At 71.0% G+C, this 21,470-nt stretch carries 23 protein-coding genes; 10 read left to right on the plus strand and 13 right to left on the minus strand.

Going from position 1 to position 21,470, the window contains the following annotated elements; genetic code table 11:
• Positions 1-67: 67 nt before the first annotated feature.
• Positions 68-790, minus strand: a complete 723-nt coding sequence (locus tag BKA14_RS22425; protein ID WP_184952855.1) for a hypothetical protein — start codon at positions 788-790, stop codon at positions 68-70.
• Positions 791-823: 33 nt separating this feature from the next.
• On the opposite strand from BKA14_RS22425, the gene BKA14_RS22430 reads away from it, so the two are divergent.
• Complete coding sequence (locus tag BKA14_RS22430) at positions 824-1,174, plus strand: Rv2175c family DNA-binding protein (RefSeq protein ID WP_184952856.1); 351 nt, start codon at positions 824-826, stop codon at positions 1,172-1,174.
• Here the strand turns inward: BKA14_RS22430 and BKA14_RS22435 are convergent.
• Complete coding sequence (locus tag BKA14_RS22435) at positions 1,171-2,277, minus strand: polyprenyl synthetase family protein (RefSeq protein ID WP_184952857.1); 1,107 nt, start codon at positions 2,275-2,277, stop codon at positions 1,171-1,173. The genes BKA14_RS22430 and BKA14_RS22435 overlap by 4 nt on opposite strands.
• Between BKA14_RS22435 and metF the strand changes: the two genes are divergently transcribed.
• From metF to BKA14_RS22455, 4 genes are all read left to right on the plus strand, one after another.
• On the plus strand, positions 2,278-3,195 hold the full coding sequence (gene metF / locus BKA14_RS22440; RefSeq protein ID WP_184952858.1) for a methylenetetrahydrofolate reductase [NAD(P)H]: 918 nt from the start codon (positions 2,278-2,280) through the stop codon (positions 3,193-3,195). It abuts the gene before it with no gap.
• Positions 3,159-3,839 carry a CDP-alcohol phosphatidyltransferase family protein gene (locus BKA14_RS22445; RefSeq protein WP_438861898.1) on the plus strand — a complete coding sequence of 227 codons (681 nt, stop codon included), beginning with the start codon at positions 3,159-3,161 and terminating at the stop codon, positions 3,837-3,839. Before metF ends, BKA14_RS22445 begins: the two co-directional genes overlap by 37 nt.
• Before the next feature lie 356 nt (positions 3,840-4,195).
• Positions 4,196-4,663, plus strand: a complete 468-nt coding sequence (locus BKA14_RS22450; protein ID WP_184952859.1) for a MarR family winged helix-turn-helix transcriptional regulator — start codon at positions 4,196-4,198, stop codon at positions 4,661-4,663.
• A gap of 389 nt (positions 4,664-5,052) precedes the next feature.
• Positions 5,053-5,508 carry a hypothetical protein gene (locus BKA14_RS22455; RefSeq protein WP_184952860.1) on the plus strand — a complete coding sequence of 152 codons (456 nt, stop codon included), beginning with the start codon at positions 5,053-5,055 and terminating at the stop codon, positions 5,506-5,508.
• 219 nt (positions 5,509-5,727) lie between these two features.
• Here BKA14_RS22455 and BKA14_RS22460 read toward each other — a convergent pair whose 3' ends face one another.
• Positions 5,728-7,134: an MFS transporter gene (locus BKA14_RS22460; RefSeq protein WP_239092764.1), complete on the minus strand. Its 1,407-nt coding sequence runs from the start codon at positions 7,132-7,134 to the stop codon at positions 5,728-5,730.
• A gap of 94 nt (positions 7,135-7,228) precedes the next feature.
• On the opposite strand from BKA14_RS22460, the gene BKA14_RS22465 reads away from it, so the two are divergent.
• Positions 7,229-7,846 carry a thymidine kinase gene (locus tag BKA14_RS22465; RefSeq protein WP_184952861.1) on the plus strand — a complete coding sequence of 206 codons (618 nt, stop codon included), beginning with the start codon at positions 7,229-7,231 and terminating at the stop codon, positions 7,844-7,846.
• A 52-nt stretch (positions 7,847-7,898) separates the two neighbouring features.
• Here the strand turns inward: BKA14_RS22465 and BKA14_RS22470 are convergent, their stop codons facing one another.
• From BKA14_RS22470 to BKA14_RS22480, 3 genes are all read right to left on the minus strand, one after another.
• Positions 7,899-8,918 carry a threonine aldolase family protein gene (locus BKA14_RS22470; RefSeq protein WP_184952862.1) on the minus strand — a complete coding sequence of 340 codons (1,020 nt, stop codon included), beginning with the start codon at positions 8,916-8,918 and terminating at the stop codon, positions 7,899-7,901.
• Positions 8,911-10,317: a class II 3-deoxy-7-phosphoheptulonate synthase gene (locus tag BKA14_RS22475; RefSeq protein WP_184952863.1), complete on the minus strand. Its 1,407-nt coding sequence runs from the start codon at positions 10,315-10,317 to the stop codon at positions 8,911-8,913. The genes BKA14_RS22470 and BKA14_RS22475 overlap by 8 nt, the downstream gene beginning before the upstream one ends.
• Before the next feature lie 75 nt (positions 10,318-10,392).
• Complete coding sequence (locus tag BKA14_RS22480) at positions 10,393-11,880, minus strand: glycosyl hydrolase family 18 protein (protein WP_184952864.1); 1,488 nt, start codon at positions 11,878-11,880, stop codon at positions 10,393-10,395.
• Between the two features lie 218 nt (positions 11,881-12,098).
• On the opposite strand from BKA14_RS22480, the gene BKA14_RS22485 reads away from it, so the two are divergent.
• Complete coding sequence (locus tag BKA14_RS22485; RefSeq protein ID WP_184952865.1) at positions 12,099-12,776, plus strand: DUF429 domain-containing protein; 678 nt, start codon at positions 12,099-12,101, stop codon at positions 12,774-12,776.
• On the opposite strand, the gene proC is transcribed toward BKA14_RS22485, so the two are convergent.
• The 5 genes from proC to BKA14_RS22510 form a co-directional block, all read right to left on the minus strand.
• Positions 12,763-13,590, minus strand: a complete 828-nt coding sequence (proC, locus tag BKA14_RS22490) for a pyrroline-5-carboxylate reductase (protein WP_184952866.1) — start codon at positions 13,588-13,590, stop codon at positions 12,763-12,765. The two genes, BKA14_RS22485 and proC, sit on opposite strands and share 14 nt — an antisense overlap.
• Positions 13,591-13,658: 68 nt before the next feature.
• Positions 13,659-14,687: a 6-phosphofructokinase gene (locus BKA14_RS22495; RefSeq protein ID WP_184952867.1), complete on the minus strand. Its 1,029-nt coding sequence runs from the start codon at positions 14,685-14,687 to the stop codon at positions 13,659-13,661.
• Positions 14,688-14,822: 135 nt separating this feature from the next.
• A complete protein-coding gene (locus tag BKA14_RS22500; protein ID WP_184952868.1) occupies positions 14,823-15,320 on the minus strand; it encodes a pyridoxamine 5'-phosphate oxidase family protein in 498 nt (165 codons plus the stop codon).
• A 34-nt stretch (positions 15,321-15,354) separates the two neighbouring features.
• Positions 15,355-15,843 carry a polyadenylate-specific 3'-exoribonuclease AS gene (locus BKA14_RS22505; protein ID WP_184956893.1) on the minus strand — a complete coding sequence of 163 codons (489 nt, stop codon included), beginning with the start codon at positions 15,841-15,843 and terminating at the stop codon, positions 15,355-15,357.
• Positions 15,844-15,864: 21 nt separating this feature from the next.
• Positions 15,865-16,719 (minus strand): phosphotransferase enzyme family protein, encoded by an 855-nt coding sequence (locus BKA14_RS22510; RefSeq protein ID WP_184952869.1) that lies wholly within the window; start codon positions 16,717-16,719, stop codon positions 15,865-15,867.
• 279 nt (positions 16,720-16,998) lie between these two features.
• Between BKA14_RS22510 and BKA14_RS22515 the strand changes: the two genes are divergently transcribed.
• A complete protein-coding gene (locus BKA14_RS22515; protein WP_221477949.1) occupies positions 16,999-17,679 on the plus strand; it encodes a Crp/Fnr family transcriptional regulator in 681 nt (226 codons plus the stop codon).
• On the opposite strand, the gene BKA14_RS22520 is transcribed toward BKA14_RS22515, so the two are convergent.
• Positions 17,630-18,337 carry a lysophospholipid acyltransferase family protein gene (locus BKA14_RS22520; protein WP_184952871.1) on the minus strand — a complete coding sequence of 236 codons (708 nt, stop codon included), beginning with the start codon at positions 18,335-18,337 and terminating at the stop codon, positions 17,630-17,632. The two genes, BKA14_RS22515 and BKA14_RS22520, sit on opposite strands and share 50 nt — an antisense overlap.
• Positions 18,338-18,466: 129 nt before the next feature.
• Here BKA14_RS22520 and BKA14_RS22525 point away from each other — a divergent pair, with 129 nt between their 5' ends.
• Together BKA14_RS22525 and BKA14_RS22530 are read left to right on the plus strand one after the other, a co-directional pair.
• The gene (locus BKA14_RS22525) at positions 18,467-19,294 is read left to right on the plus strand and encodes a DUF308 domain-containing protein (protein WP_184952872.1); all 828 of its coding nucleotides are present in this window, start codon (positions 18,467-18,469) and stop codon (positions 19,292-19,294) included.
• A 73-nt stretch (positions 19,295-19,367) separates the two neighbouring features.
• The gene (locus BKA14_RS22530) at positions 19,368-20,768 is read left to right on the plus strand and encodes an alpha,alpha-trehalose-phosphate synthase (UDP-forming) (RefSeq protein WP_184956895.1); all 1,401 of its coding nucleotides are present in this window, start codon (positions 19,368-19,370) and stop codon (positions 20,766-20,768) included.
• On the opposite strand, the gene BKA14_RS22535 is transcribed toward BKA14_RS22530, so the two are convergent.
• The gene (locus BKA14_RS22535; RefSeq protein WP_184956894.1) at positions 20,765-21,466 is read right to left on the minus strand and encodes an alpha/beta hydrolase; all 702 of its coding nucleotides are present in this window, start codon (positions 21,464-21,466) and stop codon (positions 20,765-20,767) included. The two genes, BKA14_RS22530 and BKA14_RS22535, sit on opposite strands and share 4 nt — an antisense overlap.
• Positions 21,467-21,470 lie beyond the last annotated feature (4 nt).

Consider the following 21,470-nt stretch of genomic DNA (forward strand, 5'->3'; position numbering starts at 1 on the left):
ACAGCTGAGTCCAAACGGGTACGGCTGATCACCGTGCACCGTCGGATCTGCCCCGGCAAAAGCGGATTTAGTGGTGCCGCTTGTGGCGTCTGCCATTCCACGACTGACTCGGTGAGACCGAGGTCGCGGGCTCCGCGGAGTCGCTGGGCGACGGACCGGGACTGCTCGGACCGGACGAATCCGACGAGGACGGTGATACCGGCGGCGTCGGCGAGGGCGACGATGTGGGGGCCGTCGGCGTGGGCACGGGCGGGTTGCGGTGGTCCGGACTCGCCGGCTTGGCCGGCCGGACCGGCGTGTTCACCGGCGGAGGCGGTGGTGGCGGCGGTGACGTGGCGGCGGCAGTGCGCGGCAAGGCCGGATCAGCCGGCTTCGGAGCCGGCGGAACCACCGGCCGCACGGCCGCGGTGGTGGCCGCAGCCCGTACGGGGGAAGAGGACGAGCCCAGGCCGACGGCGGTGGTCGCGGCGGCCCGCGGCGGACTGGTGCCCGCCGCGGCCGTGCTCTCCGACACCAGCGAGCCCAGCCCGTTCACCACGGCCAGATAGGCCCCGGCCGCACCGGCCACGGTCAGCGCCCCGAAGGCCGTCATCGCCAGCGCGCGGCGCGGCCGTCGGGTGATCGGGGCGGGTGCCGGGTCGATCGGCAGGTCGATGCCGAAGGTGCCCATCCCGGTCGAGGTCACGTCGGGCCCACCGGCGGGCGGTTCGGCCGGCGCCCGGCCCATGTCGTAGCGCAGCGAACGCCACGCGCCGGCGACCTCCGTACGGGTCCTGCGCAGCAGGCTCATCGGGTTCCTTCTTCACTCTCGTACGCTGTAGGTGTGAGCGATTCCGTAACCGCCGGCCCGGCCGAGTGGATCAACCTGCCGGACGTGTCCGCGAAGCTCGACGTGTCGATCAGCAAGGTGCACCAGATGATCCGCGACGGGCACCTGCTCGCGGTGCGCCGTGACGGCATCCGCGTCGTCCCGGCCGATCTGGTGGCCAACAGCACGGTGCTGAAGCACCTCCCCGGCGTCCTGAACTTGCTGCGCGACGCCGGGTATAACGACGAAGAGGCCCTGCGGTGGCTGTACGAGCCGGACGAGGCGCTCGACGGCAACGCGGCCAAGGGCCTCGGCGGGCATCGCGCCCGCGAGGTGAAGAGGCGCGCGCAGGCGCTGGGCTTCTAGACCGTCCGCCTGGTCGCGGCGTCGGCGAGGCGGTGCAGCACCGCACGGGCCTCCGCCTCGACCGGGGCGCCGTCCAGCACCGCCAGCGCGGCCGTCATCAGCTCGTCGATGCGGCGCTCGGTGGCGGCCAGCGCGCCGCTGTCGCGGATCAGCGCGCGCAGCCGCTCCACCCCGCGGCCGTCGAGCCCCTGGTCACCCAGCCCGGCGTCGAGTTCGGCGCTCTCCTTCTCGCCGAGGGCCGCGAACGCCGCCGCCACGAGATAGGTGCGCTTGCCCTCGCGCAGGTCGTCCCCGGCGGGCTTGCCGGTGCGCTCCGGGTCGCCGAACACGCCCAGCACGTCGTCGCGCAGCTGGAACGCCTCGCCCAGGGGCAGGCCGAAACCCGAATAGGCTGCGAACAGCTCGGGACCGGCGCCGGCCAGCGCCGCGCCCAGCAGCAGCGGGCGCTCGACGGTGTACTTGGCCGACTTGAACCGGGCCACCTTGCCCGCCCGCTCGAGCGACGTGTCCGCGGTGGCCTGGGTCAGCACGTCGAGGTACTGCCCGACCGTGACCTCCGTACGCATCTCGTCGAAGACCGGCCGGGCCCGGGTCAGCTCGACCGGCCCCACCCCCGAGGTGTGCAGCAACTCGTCCGACCAGACCAGGGCCAGGTCGCCCAGCAGCACCGCCGCGCTGTCGCCGAACGCCGCCGCCCCGCCCCGCCAGCCCTGCGCGGTGTGCCGCGCCTCGAACCGCCGGTGCACCGAAGGTTCGCCGCGCCGGGTGTCCGACCGGTCCATCAGGTCGTCGTGAATCAGCGCGCTGGCCTGCACCAGCTCGAGCGCCGCGAGCGCGGACACCACCTGGTCGGAGTCGGCGCCCCCGGCCCCGCGGAAGCCCCAGTAGGCGAACGCCGGACGCAGCCGCTTGCCCCCCTTGAGCACCAGATCCTCCAGCGCCTCGGCCACGGGGACCAGCGCCCGGTCGATCCCGGTGAGGCGGGTGCGCTGCTCGCCGAGGAAGGCGGCCAGCGCCTTGTCGACGCGGGCGCGCAGGTCGGCGGCATCCAGGGGCGAGGTCACCGCACGAACGCTAGCGGAAGACCTCGGTAGAGTGACCATGTGGCTCTCGGACTTCCTTCCCGGCTTCCCGCGACACCGGCGATCGGTGACCTCGTCCGGGGGTCCGCGCCGACGTTCTCGTTCGAGTTCTTCCCGCCCAAGACGTCCAAGGGCGAGCAGCTGCTGTGGCAGGCGATCCGCGAGCTGGAGCCGCTGCGGCCGAGCTTCGTGTCGATCACGTACGGCGCCGGCGGCACCACGCGCGACACCACGGTCGCCGTCACCGAGCGGATCGCGACCGAGACCACGCTGCTGCCGATGGCCCACCTGACCGCGGTCAACCACTCGGTGGCCGAGCTGCGCAACGTGATCGGCCGGCTGGCCGGGGCGGGCATCCGCAACGTCCTCGCGGTGCGCGGCGACCCGCCCGGCGACCCGATGGGAGACTGGGTCCAGCACCCCGAAGGAGTCCTCTACGCGGAGGACCTGGTCCGGCTGCTCAAGGAGTCGGGCGACTTCAGCGTCGGCGTGGCCGCCTTCCCGCACAAGCATCCGCGCTCGGCCGACATCGAGAGCGACACCGCCAATTTCGTCCGCAAATGCCGCGCGGGCGCCGATTTCGCCATCACGCAGATGTTCTTCGACGCCGACGAGTATCTGCGCCTGCGCGACCGCGTCGCGGCCACCGGCTGCGACACCCCGATCCTGCCCGGCGTGATGCCGGTGACCCGGATGGCCACGATCGAGCGCTCGTCGCAGCTGTCCGGGGCACCGTTCCCGCCGGCCCTGCTCGCTCGCTTCGAGGCGATCGCTGACGACGAGGCCGCCGTACGGGCGCTCGGGGTGGAACTGTGCGCCGAGATGTGCGCGCGGCTGATCGACGAAGGGGTGCCCGGCATCCACTTCATCACGCTCAACCGGTCCACGGCGACGCGCGAGGTGTGGCAGTTGCTGGCCCCCATGCCCACGGCCGCCTGACCGTGCTCTGGGACGACTACGCCACGGCGTGGTCCGGGCTGCACGGCGGCTTCGACCCGCGGCGTGCTTCTTTCCTCGTACGCGGGTGGGTGCGCATCGCGTACGGGATCGGCTCGTGGCTCGGCCGCCACCGGATCGGCCCGATGACCGTGACCACCGCGGGCCTGCTGATCTGCGCGACAGTGCCCGTGGCGGTGCTCGCGGACCGGTGGGGCGCGCTGCTGGCGGCCGTGCTGGTGCTGGTCGCGGCGCTGGCCGACGGCCTGGACGGCGCGGTCGCCGTGATCACCGGCCGCACCACCAGGCTGGGCTACGTCTACGACTCCGTCGCCGACCGCCTCGGCGAGCTGGCCTGGCTCACGGCGTTCTGGCTGGCCGGCGCGCCCGGCTGGCTGGTCGCCACGGCCGGCGCGGCGTCCTGGCTGCAGGAATACGCCCGGGCCCGCGCCACGGCGGCCGGCATGGCGGAGATCGGCGTGGTCACCGTGGCCGAACGCCCCACTCGTGTGCTGGTGGCCATCTTCGGCCTGCTGGCGGCGGCTCTGGTGCCCGTCGCGATCACCGTCGCCACCGGGGTCTGGCTGGCCCTGGCCCTGGTGGCGGGAATTCAGCTGACGATCGCCGTCCGGCGCGCGCTCTCGTAGGGGCCGGAACAGCCCTTGCCCCCTCTCGCACCGCGCCCCCGCGCTCGTGCGAGCACCCCGCCGCCTACGCCCGCGAACCCAGCCCTCCGGTCCTGCGCACTCCCCGACGCCGCGAACCCAGTCCCCGCTCCTGCCTCGCTCCCCGCCGCCTACGCCCGCGAACCCAGTCCCCCGCTCCTGCCTCGCTCCCCCTGCCCGACGTGATCGTTAATCGGTTGTGAGTGAACCGTTGCGGATCGTACGGTTGTCCACATCGGAGCCGCCGGGCCGGGCGGCGGGCCGACACGGGGGCAGGTCCGCCGACCGTCCCGGCCCCGGATCATCCGCTAGCGGATAATCCGAGTTACGCTGGCCCCATGTCGGCTCCCGAACGCACCGAGCGCGACGTCACCGGCCTGCTCAACATGGCCGGCCACGCGCTCACCAACCGCCTCGCCGCAGCTCTGGCCGGCATCGACCTCACGCCGCGCATGCAGTGCGTGCTGGTGCACGCCCTCGAGGAGGAGCGCACCCAGATCCAGCTGGCCGCCCTGGCCGACATGGACAAGACCACCATGGTCAGCACCGTCGACGACCTGGAAAGCCGCGGCCTGGCCGAACGCCGCCCCTCCACCACTGACCGCCGGGCCCGCATCATCGCCGTCACCGAGAAGGGCCGCCTCGCCGCCGAGGAGGGCCAGCGCATCGTCGACGAGGTGCACGCCGACGCGTTGAGCAGCCTGCCCGCCGCCGCCCGCACGGCTTTCGTGGAAGCCCTGGGCCGGCTGGCCGACACCACGCGCGACCAGGGTCCCCAGCCCGTACGCCGGGCCCGCGGCCGCTAAGAGGAACCGGCGTCGAACTGCCCATCGCCGACTACCAGCCCCCGGATGCGCTCGACCTCGCCCAACGCCTCAGCCGGCTCATGCTCGAAGGTGCTGCCGCCACCTCAGACAGCTCATGGACAGTCCGTCACCCGGCGCGAACCTGCACCGGTTCGACCGTGCGGGCCGCCTGGCCGTACTCCCCATCGGCCGCCGCAGCCACCGATTGGTAATACGAACTGTCACGCCACCCAGCTCGTTGAGGTGATGGCTGCCCCCTCGAACCCGACCGGCCGGGTACTACAGCCTCACACCGCGCTTCGTCCGTTCGCCCGCCTACAACTTGTAAGGGTTGAGCGGATGACCGGGAACTCGCGTGTCCATCGGCCACCGGCCTGTAGGAATGATCCGTGACCATCGTGCCGCTCAGCCCTCACCATCACGATTCTGTGGAGACCCTGCTTCATGAGAAAGGCTGGGACGATCATCTGAACAGCTACGAGGGCACCATCGCTTTTGTTGCACTGGATGGCCCAGATGACATCGACCCGCGAGTGACTGGCATCGTCTACGGGTTCGCGGCCGACGCCGAGTATGCGGAACTGGCCGACCAGGCCGGTCATCAAGGGCCGTACGGATGGGTCGAGCTAGTGGTCGTCGCACAGCCTCGAACCGAACTGGGCACGAAGCTTCTCAGGCATTTCGCAAGTCGGACCGCGAAGGCGTTCCCGTATCTCATGTGCAGCCTGGACCAGGAGAAGGAGCCAGTCGACAGGAGGTACGCCTGGGCCAGAGAGCGAGGCTTCGTGCTCTTGCGAGGTGGGCCGAACATGGTCATGGGCGCCAGTGCGACAGACTTGACGTAGCCGTCGTTGAACCTGCCCTGATCAGCGGACAGCTCGATGTGCAGCTCCGTTCTGTAGACGGCGGGACTTCGGTAGCCGAGGTTGGAATGCCGGCGGAGCGTGTTGTGCGAGCCCTCGGTCCGGTCGAGGTGGCCCTGGCGGGCGGCGACGCGAGCCGACCAGGCCTGCTGGTGAACGCGCGGCCGATGATGGCGCGGCGCTTGCGGTGAGCCTCGCGAGCTATGCCTGTGCGGTTGTGGTCTCGACATGCCGTACGGGAGCAGTCGGGTCCTGATCACGGCGGAGGAGGATCGCCGTGATCAGGAGGGCGGCTAGGACGAAACCGGCCGCCACCAGGAAGGCGAGCGTGTAGCCGGCGTGCAGCGCGGCCACCGAGGACGAAGAACCGGTGCGGTCGGCGGCCAGCGCGGCCAGCACCGAGAGCCCGAGCGCGCCCCCGGCCTGCTGCGCGGTGTTGACGAAGCCCGAGGCCGCGCCGGTGTCGGCGGGCGCGGCGCCGCTCATGGCCAGCATGATGATCGACGGGATGGTGACGCCGATGCCGAGACCCATGATGATCAGGCCGGGCAGCATGTCGGCCACGTAGGACGGCGCGACCGGCGCCCGCCACAGCAGGAGCAGGCCGCCGACCAGCACGGTCAGGCCGGCCATCAGCACCGGGCGCGGGCCGAACCGGCCGGTCAGCCGGGGCGCGGCGAACAGCGAGACCAGGCCGATCACGATCGGGGTGGGCAGGAAGGCCAGGCCGGTGCCGAGCGCGTCGTAGCCCATGACCCGCTGCACGAACAGCGCGTTCATGAACTGGAAGCCCATGCCGGTGGCGAAGACCAGCACGACGGCGGCACTTGCGATCAGCAGCCGGCGGCGGCTCAGGATCCGCAGCGGGATGAGGGGGTGGCGGGCCAGTCGCTGCCGCAGCAGGAAACCCGCGATCAGCAGGACGGCCGCGGCCGCGGCGGCGACGGAGGACCCGACGATCGCGTAGACGCCGAGCGAGAGTCCGGCCGTGATCAGCAGGGCGCCCGGCACGTCGAGCCCGCGGCCCAGCCCCGGGCCGGTCTCGCGGGGCAGCAGACGCCGGCCGAAGAGGTACACGGCGACACCGATCGGCACGTTGATCAGGAAGATCACGGGCCAGCCGAGCGCGTCGGTCAGCAGGCCGCCCAGCACGAACCCGGCCGCGGCCCCGCCGGCCTGGGTGAAGCTGTAGATGCCCATCGCGCGGGCCTGCGCCGCGGGCTCCGGGAACAGCCGCACGATCATGCCGATGACCACGGCCGCGGCCAGCGCGCCGCCCGCGCCCTGGACGAACCGGCCCGCGATCAGCAGGCCCGCCGTGGTCGCCGACCCGCAGAGCAGGCTGGCCGCGGTGAACAGGGTCAGCCCGGCCAGGAAGACCCGCCACGCCCCGGCCAGGTCACCGAGCCGCCCGGCCAGCAGGAGCAGGCCCGCGAAGGCCACGAGATAGCCGTTGACCACCCAGGACACCCCGGCGTCGGTGAAGCCGAGGTCGCGCTGGATGTCGGGGACGGCGACGGCGACGATCGTGCTGTCCAGCACGATCATCAGGGACATCGCGCACAGCACCGTGAGGGCGCCCATGCGCCGATCGGTCGAAGGGCTCATGCCTCTGACCGTAACAGATGATCCGCTATCCAACTATCTGCTTCGAGAGCATGGCGCTGCATCGCTTCCAAAGATCGTTTTATATGCTTCCGCGGTGGCTCAACTGCACTTCCGATACGCGGCGATGAACAGTGGCAAGAGCACGATGGTGCTGCAGTACCGGCACACGTACGCCGCGTGCGGACGCAACGGCCTCCTGATGACCCGCCTCGACCGGGCCGGCGAAGGCATCGTCTCGTCGCGCATCGGGATCAGCGCCGACGCCATCGAGTTCGGCGCCGGAACCGACCTCGCCCACGTCGTGCTCACTCAGCCCGGCGCACCGGTCGACCACGTCATCCTGGACGAAGCTCAGTTCCTCTCGTCCGATCAGGTCGATCAGCTGGCCGGGCTGGCCGACGACCACGACATCGACGTGTTCACCTTCGGCCTGCTCTCCGACTTCCGCGGCGACCAGTTCCCCGGCTCGTCCCGCCTGGTCGTGCTGGCCGACGTGGTCGAGGCGCTGCAGGTCTATCCGATGTGCTGGTGCGGCCAGCCGGCCCGCATGAACGCCCGGGTCAGCCACGGCGTCATGGTCCACGACGGCGACACGGTCCTGGTCGGCAACACCGACGCCGACGCCGAGACCCGCTACGTCGTCCTCTGCCGCCGCCACCACCGCGCCGGCCTCCCGTACGCTCCCGCCCCGGCGGTCAAGCTGGCGGCCTGAACGACGTCGATCGCGTAGCCCCCGCATGGCCCCGCCGGGCCGGCAGCCGGGGTCAGGCGCCGCTCAGCAGGCCGCCCAGCACCACGATCGCCTGATCCACGCCCTCGTCGTCCACGTCCAGGTGTGTCACCACGCGGGCGACGTCGGGCAGCATCGGGGCGATCAGCACGCCCTGCTTCGCGGCCAGTGCGGCCAGGGTGGGCGAGTCCAGCGACGACTTCGACAGATCGAGCGGCACCAGGTTGGTGCGGACCTTGGCCGGGTCCACCACTCCCAGCGGGGCCAGCGCCTCGGCCAGCCGTCGGGCCCGGGCGTGGTCGTCGGCCAGGCGCGAGATGTGGTTCTCCAGCGCGTGCCGCCCCGCCGCGGCCAGAATGCCGACCTGGCGCATGCCGCCGCCCATCCGCTTGCGGATCACGCGGGCCTGGGCCATGCGTTCGCGGCTGCCGACGACCAGCGACCCGACCGGAGCACCGAGACCCTTGGAGAGGCACACCGACAACGTGTCGAAGACGGCCCCGTACGAGGTCAGCGGCACCCCGTCCGCGACGTGCGCATGCCAGATGCGGGCGCCGTCGCAGTGCAGGGCGATGCCTTCGGACGCCTCGCGGAGCGACTGGAGAACGGAGAGCGGCACCACCGAGCCGCCGCCCAGGTTGTGGGTCTGTTCGACGGCGATGGCCCGCGTCGGCACCGACGGATAGCCCGCGGGCCGGATCATCCCGGCGATCTGCTCGACGTCGAGGTCGGCCCCGACCGACGGCCACGTGCGGGTCGTGATGCCCCCGAGGGCCGCGGCCGCGCCCAGCTCGTACGTGACGACGTGCGCGTCCCCGCCGGCCAGCAGCTCGGCGCCGGGCTGGACGTGCAGCTGCAGCGCGATCTGGTTGGCCATCGTGCCGGACGGGCAGAACAGCGCCGCCTCGTGGCCGAACAGCGAGGCGACGTACGCCTCCAGCTCGTTCACCGTCGGGTCGTCGCCGAAGACGTCGTCGCCGACGGGGGCGGATGCCATGGCCTCGCGCATCGCCGCGGTGGGCCGGGTGACGGTGTCGGAACGCAGATCAACCACGAAGCATCTCCGCGACAAGGAAGGCGAGCTCGAGGCTCTGCTGAGTGTTCAGCCGGGGGTCGCAGGCCGTCTCGTAGCGGCCGGGCAGGTCGAGGTCCTCGATGCCCTGCGCGCCGCCCAGGCATTCGGTCACGTCTTCGCCGGTCAGCTCGATGTGGATGCCGCCGGGGTGGGTGCCCAGGCCGCGGTGCACCTCGAAGTAGCCCAGCACCTCGTCGACGATCCGGTCGAAGTGACGGGTCTTGTAGCCGTTGGACGACTCGTGCGTGTTGCCGTGCATCGGGTCGCACTGCCAGACGACCTTGGCCCCGGACGCGTTCACCTTCTCGACGATCGGCGGCAGCGCCTCACGGACCCGCCCGTTGCCCATCCGGCTGATCAGTGTGAGCCGGCCCGGGATGTTGTCCGGGTTGAGCTTCTCGCAGAGCTCGATCGCGGTCTCGGGCGAGGTGCCGGGGCCGAGCTTGACCCCGATCGGGTTGGCGATCCGGCTGATGTAGTCGATGTGCGCGTGGTCGAGCTGCCGGGTGCGCTCGCCGATCCACAGGAAGTGCCCGCTGAGCCCGTACGCCCGGCCGTCGCTGACCCGGGTCAGGGCGCGGTCGTATTCGAGCGCGAGCGCCTCGTGCGAGCAGTACAGGCTGACCGTACGGAGGGCCTCGCTGTCGGTCATGCCGCAGGCGCGGATGAAGTCGAGGGCGCGGTCGATCTCGCGCGCGATGGCCTCGTAGCGCTCACCGGCGGGCGAGGCCCGGACGAAGTCCTTGTTCCAGTCGTGCAGCCCGTGCAGATCGGCCAGGCCGCCCGCCAGGTAGGCACGGAGCATGTTCATCGCCGCGGCCGAGTTCGCGTAGGCCCGGATCATGCGCTGGGGGTCGGCGACGCGGGCCGACTCGTTGGCGTCGAGCGAATTGATCATGTCGCCCCGGTACGCCGGCAGGCCGAGCGAGTCGGTCGGCGCGGAGCGGGGCTTGGTGTACTGGCCGGCGACGCGCGCGACCTTCACGACGGGCATCGAGGCCCCGTACGTCAGGACGACCGCCATCTGCAGCAGCGTGCGCGCGTTGGCCAGCAGGTGACTCTCGGTGTTGTCGGTGAACGTCTCCGCGCAGTCACCGCCCTGCAGCAGGAACGCCCGGCCCTCGCACACGTCGGCCAGCTTGACCCGCAGCTGGTCGACCTCGTACGGCGCCACGATCGAGGGGACGTTGTCGAGCACCTGGCAGACCGAGGCGACCTCGTCCATGTCGGCCCACGGCGGCATCTGCACCCTCGGCAGGCTGCGCCAGCGGTCGAGGCCGAGCGCCTCGTCCTCGGCGGAGTCGGTCGACGGGCGGGAGGTCTGCAGGGCCTGGTGACCCACTCCCGGATAGCTGAGCTGATGCCACTCTCGCTGCATGAGGGAAAGCGTACGGAAGCGGGGCACCGGGCTTGCGCCCGGTGCCCCGCTTCTTCTTACTGAGGAGATGCAGGCTTACAGGTTGTTCTTGATGGCCGTGATCAGCTCACCGTTGCTGGTGTCGCCGGAGAACTCCCAGAAGAAGGCTCCGCCGAGACCCTGCTGCTTCACGTAGGACATCTTCCCGGCGATGGTCGACGGGGTGTCGTAGCTCCACCAGTTGCTGCCGCACTTGGCGTAGGCGGTGCCGGCGACCGTGCCCGTGACCGGGCAGCTGTTCTTGAGCACCTTGTAGTCCTCGATGCCGGCCTCGTACGAGCCCGGGGCCGCACCGCTGGCCGAGCCGCCCGGGGCGGCCTGGCTGACGCCCGTCCAGCCGCGGCCGTAGAAGCCGATGCCGAGCAGCATCTTGCTGGCCGGGACGCCCTTGCTCTTGAGCTTCTGGATCGCCGCGTCGGACCAGAAGCCCTGCTGCGGGATGCCCGAGTACGAGGTGAGCGGCGAGTGCGGGGCGGTCGGGCCCTGCGGGGCGAACGCGCCGAAGTAGTCGTACGTCATCGGGAAGACCAGGTTCAGCTTCGAGATGCCGGACGCGTAGTCGGCCACGTCGAGCTTGCCGCCGTTGGAGCCGTCGGCCGAGATCGCCGAGGTGACGAGGAAGTTGTTACCGAACTTGTTGCGGACCGCGGTGATCACGTTGTTGTACGACGCGGGACCGCTGGCGTCGCAGCTCAGACCGCAGGCGTTCGGGTACTCCCAGTCGAGGTCGATGCCGTCGAAGACGTCGGACCAGCGGGGGTCCTTGATCAGGTTGTAGCAGGAGTTGGCGAACGCGGTCGGGTTGGCCGCGGCCTGGGTGAAGCCGCCGGACCAGGTCCAGCCGCCGAACGACCAGATGATCTTGATGTTCGGGTACGCCTTCTTGAGCTTGCGCAGCTGGTTGAACGAGCCGCGCAGCGCGCCGGCGTCCCAGGTGTCGGCCACGCCGTCCACGCTGTTGGCCGCGGTGTAGGCCATGTCGTAGTCGGCGTAGGAGTCGCCGATCGTGCACTGGCCGCCGGTGGTGTTGCCGAACGCGTACAGCAGGTGGGTCAGCTTCGACGCGGAGCCGGAGGTGACCAGGTTCTTCACGAAGTACTGACGCTGGTAGACGCCCCACTGAGCGAAGTAGCCGACGACGTTCTTACCGCTGGGACCGGGGGGTGTGGTCGTCGGCGGCGTGGTCGGCGGGGTCGTGGGGGGCGTGGTCGGAGGCGTCGTGGGAGGAGTGGTCGGCGGGGTGGTGGGGGGCGTGGTGGGGGGCGTCCCGCCACAGACACCGTTGTCGATCCAGACGTCCCACTGGCCGCTCTTGGTGGCGGGCGACTCGCCCTGGGTCCACCACTTGGCGGTGTAGTTGTGGCCGTTCTGGGAGGCGACGTTGTCCTTGACGTAGACGGCGGTCGAGGACCACGCGGGGGCACAGGCCGCAGCGGCCGACGCCTGGGTGGCCGGGATCGCAGCAGTGGCCGCCACCACTACGATCGCCGACACCCAGGTGGCGCGGCGGAGGGATATCTGCACTGGGTCTCCTCGTTGAACAGTTAGGAAAGTTTCCAAAAAGTTCGTTGAGGGAGACCGTAGTCACAGATATTCACCATCGTCAAGACAGTGACGAGGGTTTACGCAAAGGCTTAACTTTGTCGCACCGACGGCTACGGGGTGCACACTGACGGACACAGCGCGTAGTCTGCGTTCATGACCATCTCCGACGTCGTTGTCCGATTGGCCGCACGCCGCCGATGAGTGTCCGAGTTATAGGTGTCGATGCGTACGCGCTCGGCTGGGTCGGCGTCGAACTGCGGGACGGCGCGTTCGGCCGGGCGGTGCTGGCGTCCACGCTGTACGAGATCGTCGCCGGCAGCTCCGGCGCCTCCGTCATCGGCGTGGACATTCCCCTGGGCATGCTGCCCGACCGCTGGCGGGCCGCCGACACCCTCGCGGCCGAGGAACTGGGACCCCGCCGTGGCAGCGTCTTCCGGGTGCCGCCGCGCGCCGTCTGGCAGGAGGCCGACTTCACCGCGGCCAACCGGCTCTGCCGCGAACTGACCGGCGCCGGGCTGAGCCGGCAGTCGTGGGCCCTGCGCCCCAAGCTGCTCGAGGCCAACGCGATCTGGGAGCGGCACCCGGGCCTGCTCTTCGAGGCCCACCCCGAGGTCTCGTTCCGCACGATGGCGGGCGAGCCGCTGCAGCACGCCAAGAAGACGTGGACCGGACAGGCCCGGCGGCGCGAGCTGCTGGCCCGCAACGGGATCGTGCTGCCCGACCAGATCGGACCGGCCGGTCAGGCCCCGCCCGACGACATCTTGGACGCCGCCGCGGTGGCCTGGTCGGCCCACCGGATGGCCACCGGGACGGCACTGAGCCACCCCAGCCCGCCCGAGGAGACGAACGGCTCCAAGATCGCTATTTGGTACTAGCCGCGGTCATCTCGGCCGCGATCTGACGCGCCCGGTCGCGCGCCGCCTCCAGGGCGGTCAGGAACGCCGCCCGCAGCCCGTGCGTCTCGAGTTCACGCAGGGCCGAGGCGGTGGTGCCGCCGGGCGAGGTGACCGACTCGCGCAGGCGCACCGGGTGCTCCCCCGAGTCGCGCAGCATGACCGCGGAACCGACCGCGGTCTGCACGGCCAGCTCGTGGGCGACATGGCGCGGCAGGCCGAGCAGGATGCCCGCGTCGACCATGGCCTCGACCAGCAGATAGAAATACGCCGGGCCGGAGCCGGAGAGCGCGGTCACCGCGTCCTGCTGGCTCTCGGGCACGCGCAGGGTGCGGCCGAGCGGCTGGAAGATCTCCTCGGTGATCGCAAGGTGCTCGTCCGTCGCGTACGGCCCCGCGGAGATCGCGGTCATCGCCTGATCGACCAGGGCCGGGGTGTTGGTCATGACCCGGACGACCGGGATGCCGCCGGGCAGGCGCTCGGAGAAGAAGCTGGTGGGCAGGCCGGCGCAGAGCGAGACGACCAGCGTGTCGGGCGGCACCTTCATGCCGAAGTCGTCGAGCAGGGCGCCCGCGTCCTGCGGCTTCACGGCGATCAGCAGCACGTCGGCCTGGGTGACCGCGGTCAGGTTGAGCACGGGGCGGATGCCGTGCCGCTCGGCCAGCTCGGCCGCGCGCTCGGGGCGCCGGGTGGTGGCCAGCACCTGTTGCGGCGCCCAGCCGGAGCGCAGCAGACCGGCCAGGACCAGCTCGCCGAGCTTGCCCGCGCCGATCACGGCGACACTGTGCTTGGTCATTCACGCCCCTCGTCCGGAAAACACGTAAGGGGCGACCGCGACAGCCGCCCCTTACGAGAAAGCTCGACCTAGCTGCCGAAGAAGACCTCAGCCTCTTCGTACCGCGACAGCGGCACGGTCTTGAGCTCACCGGTGCCGTCGATCAGCGGCACGCGCACGATGTCGGTGCCCCGCAGCGCCATCATCTTACCGAAATCGCCCTCGTGGACGGCGTCGATCGCCTGCAGACCGAACCGGGTGGCGAGCACGCGGTCGAACGCCGACGGGGTGCCACCACGCTGGATGTGACCGAGGACGACCGTACGGGCCTCCTTGCCGGTCTTCTCCTCGAGCTGCTCGGCGAGCCACTGGCCGATGCCGCCCAGGCGGACGTGGCCGAAGGAGTCGAGCTCCTGGCTCTGCAGCGCCATCTGGCCCTCGAGCGGGTGCGCGCCCTCGGCGACCACGACGATCGGCGCGTACTCGACCTGGAAACGCTTCGTCACGTACGTCGCGACCTGCTCGACGTCGAACTCGCGCTCGGGCAGCAGGATCACGTTGGCGCCACCGGCCAGGCCGGCGTGCAGCGCGATCCAGCCGGCGTGCCGGCCCATGACCTCGACGACCAGGGTGCGGTGGTGCGACTCGGCGGTGGTGTGCAGCCGGTCGATGGCCTCCATCGCGATGTTGACCGCGGTGTCGAAGCCGAACGTGAAGTCGGTCGCGTTGAGGTCGTTGTCGATCGTCTTGGGCACACCGACGACGTTGACGCCGAGGTCGTTGAGCTTGGTGGCGACGCCGAGGGTGTCCTCGCCGCCGATCGCCACGAGCGCGTCGACGCCCTGCTCGGCCAGGTTGGCCTTGATCTTCTCGACGCCGCCCTCGATCTTGAAGGGGTTCGTGCGCGAGGAGCCCAGGATCGTGCCGCCGCGGGGCAGGATGCCGCGGACCTCGGCGATGCCGAGCGGCTTCGTCAGACCCTCGAGCGGGCCCTTCCAGCCGTCGCGGAAGCCGACGAACTCGTGGCCGTAAGCGGCGACGCCCTTGCGGACCACCGCCCGGATCACCGCGTTGAGACCGGGGCAGTCGCCGCCGCCGGTGAGCACGCCGATACGCATGTGCTCGTCCTCCCTGTATCGGGGTATGCGAGAAGTCAGATAGCCCGTCGAACCCCACGTCGGCAGCGTTGCCGGTCCGGGGCGGGCCGCGACCCGAACTCTAGTCGCCGCCCACCACCGTGATGCATCCGCCCCTTAAAGCCGGACTGTTTCGTTCTCGCCCGCGTCCGGGGTCTTGCCGGTGACGGCGGCCTTGGCGTAGCCGAGCAGAGTGACGACCTTCGAGCTGTGCGCGGCCTCCCAGTACTCGGCCGTGTCCGCGTTCACCTTGACCAGCGTGAGGTTGGGGGTCTCGAGGCCGTCGGGGAACCACGCCTTGAGCGGCGCGCTCCACAGCTCCTTGGCCTTCGCCGGATCGTCCGTACGCACGGCCTCGCCCGCGAGCGAGATCCAGTTGTTCTGCTTCTGGTCGCTGAACGACACGTTCACCTGCGGATGCACGGCGATCTGCTCGACCAGGTCGGAGTCGGAGTACGCGAAGAACCACAGGTCGCCGTCGAACTCGACGTCCTGCAGCGCCATCGGCCGGCTGACGTGCTTGCCGTCAGCCGTCATCGTGGTCAGCATGCAGATGCGCGCGTCCGCGATCATCTGCTTCACCTTGTCGCGGCGTTCCTGCTCAATGTCGGTCATACCCAGGTCGTTCCCGGCCCGGGACGGACCAAACTCAGCCACCCATCGCGCGCCAGCGGGCCAGATTGTGCCGGGCGTCGACCAGGGCGTCGTGCCGGCCGGACATCGAGGGCAGCGCCGGGCGGCCCTTGTCGTCCCACAGCTGGCGCAGGTCCTTGGTGAAGCGGGGCAGGTCGCGCGGCAGGGCCGGCATCGCGCCCCAGAGCTGGGCCAGCGCCACGTGGTCGTACGCGGCGAACCAGGCCCACAGCTCGATCTGCTCGCCGCGGCCCGCGACCGGCTCGGTCAGGAAGGCGTAGAGGTCGTCACGGATCCGCTCGCGGGAACGCCACGCCTTGTCCGACGGCGAGGGCAGCTTGTCGAGCACGTTGCGCCGCACCCAGGGAATGGCGCGGCTGTCGTCGAACTCCGTGCTGACCGCGTAGAACTCGCGGCCGAACTCGTCGACGACACCGATCGAGACCAGGTCGACCACGCGCCCGTCCTCGATGAACTCGCAGTCGTAGAAATAGCGGTAGACCATCGGGTCCATCCTTGCCCATCGTCAGCCGGGGGCCGACTCCAGGGCCTCCCGGGCGCGTCGCAGCCCCTGCGAGCAGCCCCGGCGGGCGGCCCGCTCGGCCTTGACGGCCCAGCGCAGGCGCAGCAGCACCGGCAGGGCCGCCTCCAGTTCGCCCGCCTCGACCGGCCCGGCCGCGAGGTAGCCGTCGAGCAGTTCGGCCGCCCGCGGCACTCCCCCCGCGTAGATGACGGCCGCGGCCACGTCGTAGACCAGCGGGCCGACCCCGCTGGCCCCGCAGTCGAGCAGCCCGGCGCGGCCGGTGCCGGGGTCGAGCACGAAGACGCCGGGTGCCGGGTCGCCGTGCAGCACCCCGTACGTGAGGCGGTCGGTGATCGTCAGACGGGTGGCCGCGGCCGCCGCCTCCGTGACCGCGGCGCGCAGCCACGGCTCGGCGTCCAGGTGGGCCGCGCCGGCGTCGAGCGGCTGCCACGAGCGCAGCCCCGGGTGGTGAAAGCCCTGCAGGGCGCGATGCACGGCGCCGAGGCGATCACCCCACCACTGCTGGTCGACCGGGTCACCGCCGTCCAGGCGCCGCCCGGGCACCCGGTGCAGCACGGCGAACGCCCCGGCCTCGGTCTGGGCGGTGAGGCTGCCCGAGAGCGTACGCACGGGTTCACCGGCCGCTATGTCCCGGGCGCGCAGGCGTTCGGTGGCGACCAGGCCGGCCTCCACCGGGAGCCGCGCGCCGGGGTCACAGAGGCGGACGACGTACGTACGGGATCCGGCGGTCACCTCCCAGCCACGGGACAGCAGCACGTCGTCGAGGGCGGTGATCTCGCTGGGCACGAGATGCCACTCGTCCCGCAACGTCGATCGAAGAAGCTCGGCATCCGGCACGGCGGGATTATCACGGCAGAAGAGGTAAATGCGACGGACTGGCTGGGCGATCCCCCCATGAGGCGATCACTCCGGAGCACTTTCACTCATGGCATTCAGGTGTTTACAGATAGCGACCAGCGCGACATGATCCTATGAGGCACCGGCGGTACGGGTGCTCCGAAATGGCGCCGGCGGGTTGCCGTGTGCTAAGAGTGATCGTTCGCGTCGTGGGGCCGGCGCGGCCACACTCGCCGACACGGCCCCCACCGGGGGAGGGATGACGCCGTGGACCATCGCATGCCGGACAACGGCGACGCGCTGACCGGCGTGGAGATGTTCGCCGGCCTGGAGCCGGACGTCCGGCAACGGGTCATCGCCACGGCAGTCCCGCGTACGTACCGCAAAGGACAGATCATCTTCGTCGAGCACGACCCCGGCGAATCACTGATCATCCTCAAACGTGGCGCCGTGGCCATCTTCCGCACGGCCCCGACCGGGGAGCGCGCGGTGCTCACCGTGGTGCGCCCGCCCGACGTGCTGGGCGAGGTGTCCCTTCTGGACGCATCGGCCCGCAGCGCCTCGGCCGAGGCGATCGAGGACTGCCAGGCGCTCACGCTGTCCCGGTCGGCCTTCATCGATCTGGTGCACGCCAACCCGCGCATCCTCGACGCGGTGATGCGCTCCGTGGGCGCGCTGATCCGCCGCCTGACCGAGCAGAACACCGATCACGTCTTCCTCGACCTGCCCGGCCGGGTGGCCAAGACGCTGGTGCGGCTGGCCGGTGAGAGTCAGGCCCCGATGATCACGATCGAGCTCAACCAGAGCCAGCTGGCCGAGATGGCGGGCGGCTCACGGCAGAGCGTGAATCAGGCGATCGGCTCGTTCGCCAGCCGCGGCTGGCTGCGCACCGAGGGCCGCCGCATCGTCGTCACCGCTCTACAGGCACTGCGGCGTCGAGCCGGGATGACAGCGGCTTAGGTTTGACCGCGTATTGATCCACATATTCGCGGCCGGACATCGCCATGAGCTCGAACATGATCTCGTCGGTGATGGCCCGTTCGACGAACCGGTCGCCCTTGGCCTGCGCGTAGCGGGAGAAGTCCAGCGGCGCGCCGAACCTCATCCGGACGCGCTTGACCTTGGGCATGAGGGTGCCGGTGGGCTGGATCTCGTCGGTGTTGAGCAGCGCGACCGGCACCACCACGGCCCCGCTCTCCAGCACCAGGCGGGCCACGCCGGTCTTGCCGCGGTAGAGCCGGCCGTCGGGCGAGCGCGTGCCCTCCGGATAGATGCCGGCCACCCCGCCCTCGCGCAGCACCCGCAGCAGTGTGTCCAGGGCCGCCTGGGCGGCTTTCCCGCCCGAACGGTCGACCGGGATCGTCCCCGTTCCGCTGAAGAACTGGCGCATGAGCCAGCCCTTGATCCCCTTGCCGGTGAAGTACTCCGCTTTGGCGACGAACGTCACCCTCCGGTCCACCACCAGGGGTGTGAAGATCGAATCGGAGAACGACAGATGGTTGCAGGCCAGGATCACCGGCCCGTTGCGGGGCAGGTGGGACAGGCCGCGCACATCGGGGCGGAAGAGAAGCTTGAGCACGGGCCCGAGGACCACGAACTTGAGCAGCCAGTAGAACACGGTGTCCTTTCCGGGACGTCCGAGCGTCTAGGAAGCGTACGAAGCGGGACGGCGCGCCACAACGCACTCCCGCAGACTGTCCAAGACGTGTCACCATTCAAGGCACGGTCGGCGAGGGAGTGTGCAGGAGTGACAGCGGGTGGCGCCCGCCGCGGGCGGCGGGACAACGGGCTCGACGCGGCCGATTACGCGGTCGCGGGCGACGTGGATCCGCGCGTCGGCGAACACCTACTCGACGTGCTGGCGGCCGGTGGCATCGCGGCCTATCTGCAGCCCACGGCCGATCTCAACCCCATTCTGCGCGCCACCACCCTGCCCGCGCGGCCGATCGACCGGCTCTACGTCGATCGCACCCATCTCGACGCCGCCCGCGAGCATCTGCACAAGGTGACCGGGGGCGAGCCGCCCACTCCGGCCGCGCCGCCGCCCGCCGACCCGACCGCCGAGCCGTCGAGCGGCGTCGACATCGAGGCCGAGTGGGCCAAGATCGTCGCGGGGTTCCACACGACCGTCGACCCCACCGCCGCCCCCTGGCCGGCCTCCGAGGCCATCGAACGCCCCAAGGAGCCACCGCGTACGGGTGGGCTCTCCAACGCCTCCGACTTCTCCGGCGTCTCGCTCAACCGGCGGCGCACCGACCCGCCCGCCGAGGATCCGTCGCTGCTCGACGGCCTCGACACGTTCGGCGCCGGCCTGCCCGGCGACGAGGACGAGGAGGAGCGGTACGTCCCGCCCCCGCCCCCGCCGCTCCCCCGCATCTCGAAATACGCGGTCATCGGCGTGCTGGGCGTGGTCGTCGGGTTCCTGCTCTTCCTGTTTCCGACGCTGATCCCGATCGACCGCGACTACGTGACGATGCTCGGTTTCGCGGCGATCGTCGGCGGCGCCGTGATGCTGGTCTGGCGGCTGCGCTCCGGCGACGACGAGGACGATTTCGACGACGGCGCGGTCGTCTGATCCGCGGTGTGAAATGTTCCATAGACCACCGTCGGTATATATATGGGTAGCCATCCGATAACCTTCGGTGATGCTGCGCCAGAGTTCGCTGGTCGTCGTGGCCAACCGTCTTCCCCTCGATGACAACGTCGCGCCCGACGGGGCGTGTGAGTGGCGGCGAAGTCCCGGCGGCCTGGCCGGCGCGCTGCACGCGATCCTCGAACAGACCCCGGCGACGTGGGTGGGCTGGGCCGGCGGCACGGGTCAGGCCCGCGACCTGCCCGACATCGGCACGCTGCGGCTGCGCCCGGTCCCGCTCAGCGAGGAGGAGCTGCGCGGCTACTACGAGGGCTTCGCGAACTCGACGCTGTGGCCGCTCTATCACGACGCGGTCGAGCAGCCCGTCTTCGATCGCGAGTGGTGGCTGGCCTACCGCGCCGTCAACCGGCGTTTCGCCGAGGCCGCGGCCGAGGTGGCCGAGCCCGGCGCCACGGTCTGGGTGCAGGACTACCACCTGCAGCTCGTCCCCCAGCTGCTCCGCGAGCTGCGCCCCGACGTCCGGATCGGGTTCTTCCTGCACGTCCCGTTCCCCCCGCCCGAGCTGTTCATGCAGCTCCCGCGCCGGGTCGAGCTGCTGCGGGGCATGCTCGGGGCCGACCTCGTGGGCTTCCAGCGGCCCCAGGCGGCGCACAACGTCGCTCAGCTGGCGGCCAAGCTGCTGGGCGCGCACGGGGCCGACGACGCGATCATCCTGGACGACCGGGTGGTCCGGACGGGCGCGTTCCCCGTCTCGATCGACGTGGCCGAGATGCGGACGCTCAACGCCCGCCCGTACGTGGTGAATCAGGCCCACCAGCTGCGCCACGACCTCGGCGCGCACAAGCGGGTGCTGCTCAGCGTCGACCGGCTCGACTACACCAAGGGCATCGAGCACCGCCTCACGGCGTACTCGGAGCTGCTGCGCGACGGCCGCATCAAGGTCCGCGACACCGTGATGGTGCAGGTGGCCGTGCCCAGCCGGGAACAGGTGGAGAGCTATCGCGGGCTGCGCGACCGGATCGAGCGTGAGGTCGGGCGGATCAACGGCGAGTACGGCCGGGTCGGCGAGCCGGCGATCCACTACCTGAACCAGCCGTTCGACCGGGCCGACCTGGCCGCGCTCTACCAGACCGCCGACGTCATGGTGGTGACCCCGCTGCGTGACGGCATGAACCTGGTCGCCAAGGAGTTCGTGGCGGCCCGGCGCGACGACAGCGGCGCCCTGGTGCTCAGCGAGTTCGCCGGGGCCGCGGCCGAGCTCTCCGACGCCTTCCTGGTCAACCCGCACGACGTCGACGGGCTCAAGGAGACCCTGCTGCAGGCCCTGGCAGCCGCGCCCGAAGACCTGGCCACCCGGATGAAGGCAATGCGCGACCACATCACGTCGCACGACATCCACGCCTGGGCCCGGGCCTACCTCACCGCGCTCGAGCAGTCCCAGGCCCTGGTGCCTTAGGTCTCCAGCTCCTTGCCCAGCCAGTCCAGGATCGCCGCGATCGGCTCGGCCCAGGCCGCCTCGAGCAGCAGCTCGTGGCCCATCCCGGGGAAGAGCAGCGGAGCGCCGCCGTAACGGGCGGCCGTGCGGTCCAGCGACGTGCGTGGCACGACCCGGTCGTCGGGGCTGCCCACCACCAGCACGGGCGGGTTACCGGCCGGCCGCGGCGCCGGGCCGTGCGTGACCAGCTCGCGGCGGGGCCGGGCGTCGAGCCGGGCGATGATCTCGTCGGCCCGCTCACCGGGCATGTCCGGGCCGAAGAGCTGCTTGCGGTGCAGCCGCAGCCGGCCGCCGAAGAGCGCGGGCAGCGTGCCCAGCGGGTTGACCCGGAGCGCGGCCCCGAGGGCGGGCCAGCCGTCCATGACGGGTGCGGCCAGCACTGCCGCCCGGGCCGGATAACGACCCATCGCGTACGCCACCACGAGCGCGCCGGCCCCGTGCCCGACCAGCACCGTCTGGCGCGGCAGGGACGCCGCCACCTGCACCACGTCGTGGGCCTGGGCCCGCAGGTCACCACCCGGGCGCGGGGTGAGGGCGTAGGCGGCGAAGCCACGGGCGGCGGCCGCGGGCATCCAGTGCTCGGCGAACGCCCACGCCCCGTGGCCCAGGCCGGGCACGAAGAGCAGCGGCGGCAGCTTGGCGTCGGTCTCCTCCGTCATCGAG

It is taken from the genome of Paractinoplanes abujensis (assembly GCF_014204895.1).
Classification (GTDB): Bacteria; Actinomycetota; Actinomycetes; order Mycobacteriales; family Micromonosporaceae; genus Actinoplanes; species Actinoplanes abujensis.

Coding starts and splice junctions, on each gene's coding strand:
- BKA14_RS22435 (WP_184952857.1), bottom strand. CDS start 2,277: ATGGTCACTCTACCGAGGTCTTCCGCTAGCGTTCGTGCGGTGACCTCG.
- BKA14_RS22475 (WP_184952863.1), bottom strand. CDS start 10,317: ATGCAGCGAGAGTGGCATCAGCTCAGCTATCCGGGAGTGGGTCACCAG.
- BKA14_RS22495 (WP_184952867.1), bottom strand. CDS start 14,687: ATGCGTATCGGCGTGCTCACCGGCGGCGGCGACTGCCCCGGTCTCAAC.
- BKA14_RS22485 (WP_184952865.1), top strand. CDS start 12,099: ATGAGTGTCCGAGTTATAGGTGTCGATGCGTACGCGCTCGGCTGGGTC.
- proC (WP_184952866.1), bottom strand. CDS start 13,590: ATGACCAAGCACAGTGTCGCCGTGATCGGCGCGGGCAAGCTCGGCGAG.
- BKA14_RS22535 (WP_184956894.1), bottom strand. CDS start 21,466: ATGACGGAGGAGACCGACGCCAAGCTGCCGCCGCTGCTCTTCGTGCCC.
- BKA14_RS22425 (WP_184952855.1), bottom strand. CDS start 790: ATGAGCCTGCTGCGCAGGACCCGTACGGAGGTCGCCGGCGCGTGGCGT.
- BKA14_RS22515 (WP_221477949.1), top strand. CDS start 16,999: ATGCCGGACAACGGCGACGCGCTGACCGGCGTGGAGATGTTCGCCGGC.
- BKA14_RS22460 (WP_239092764.1), bottom strand. CDS start 7,134: ATGAGCCCTTCGACCGATCGGCGCATGGGCGCCCTCACGGTGCTGTGC.
- BKA14_RS22500 (WP_184952868.1), bottom strand. CDS start 15,320: ATGACCGACATTGAGCAGGAACGCCGCGACAAGGTGAAGCAGATGATC.
- BKA14_RS22450 (WP_184952859.1), top strand. CDS start 4,196: ATGTCGGCTCCCGAACGCACCGAGCGCGACGTCACCGGCCTGCTCAAC.
- BKA14_RS22505 (WP_184956893.1), bottom strand. CDS start 15,843: ATGGTCTACCGCTATTTCTACGACTGCGAGTTCATCGAGGACGGGCGC.